Raw genomic sequence first — 1,080 nt, 5'->3', positions numbered from 1 at the left:
ACACCGGACGGGTCGTTCCGCAGCGACGCGACCCGGCGAGCTGACGGGGCGCGCGCGGTGGGCGACGCGCGGCCGGACGGGAGGCCCGTGGCGGCGCCGCACCGCGCCTCCCGTCCGGTCCTGGTCGCGCTGGGCGCGGGGCGCACCGCGCGGAGCATGCTGGGGCGATGAAGCAACGAGTCATCGGAGACGTGTCCGTCAGCGCGATCGGCCTCGGCGGCATGCCGATGTCCATCGAGGGCCGACCGGACGAACGGCGCTCGATCGCCACCATCCACGCAGCGCTCGAGGCGGGCGTCACCCTCATCGACACCGCCGACGCGTACCACCTCGCCGCCCACGACGAGGTCGGGCACAACGAGTCCCTCATCGCCAAGGCCGTCCGGGAGTTCTCCGGAGCCACCGACGACGTCCTCATCGCGACGAAGGGCGGCCACCTCCGGCCCGAGCCCGGCGCGTGGGCGCAGAACGGACACCCGGAGTACCTCAAGGAGGCGGCGAAGGCGTCCGCGAAGCGGCTCGGCGTCGAGGCGATCGGGCTCTACCAGTTCCACCGCCCGGACCCCGCCGTGCCCTACGCCGAGTCGGTCGGCGCGCTCGCGGAGCTCCTCGACGAGGGTGTCATCCGGATGGCGGGCATCTCGAACGCCGACCCGGGACAGATCCGCACGGCGAACGAGGTCCTCGACGGGCGGCTCGCCTCGGTGCAGAACCAGTACTCGCCGCGCTTCCGGTCGAGCGAGCCGGAACTCCAGCTCTGCGACGAGCTCGGCATCGCGTTCCTGCCCTGGAGCCCCCTCGGCGGCATCACGAACGCGGCCGACCTCGGGACCGCCTACGAGGACTTCGCGTACATCGCGCGGGACCGTGGCGTGACCCCGCAGGTCGTGGCGCTCGCGTGGGAGCTGGCCAAGAGCGACGTCGTCATCCCCATCCCCGGTGCGTCACGGCCGCAGTCGATCCTCGACTCGGTGACGGCCGTGTCGGTGAAGCTGCGGCCCGAGGAGGTCGCGCGGCTCGACGCGTCGCAGGCCGCGGCCTGACGAGCCTCGTCCGACGAGCTTCGGCCGACGGCGGCAG

1 protein-coding gene is annotated in these 1,080 nt (G+C 73.3%); it reads left to right on the top strand.

The window, feature by feature from the left end; all coding sequences use genetic code 11:
* Positions 1-167 precede the first annotated feature (167 nt).
* Positions 168-1,043 carry an aldo/keto reductase gene (locus ACSW7Y_RS17225; RefSeq protein WP_438127443.1) on the top strand — a complete coding sequence of 292 codons (876 nt, stop codon included), beginning with the start codon at positions 168-170 and terminating at the stop codon, positions 1,041-1,043.
* Positions 1,044-1,080 lie beyond the last annotated feature (37 nt).

It is taken from the genome of Curtobacterium flaccumfaciens, from assembly GCF_051548005.1.
Taxonomy (GTDB): Bacteria; Actinomycetota; Actinomycetes; order Actinomycetales; family Microbacteriaceae; genus Curtobacterium.
This window is presented reverse-complemented; position numbering and strand designations above follow the sequence as displayed.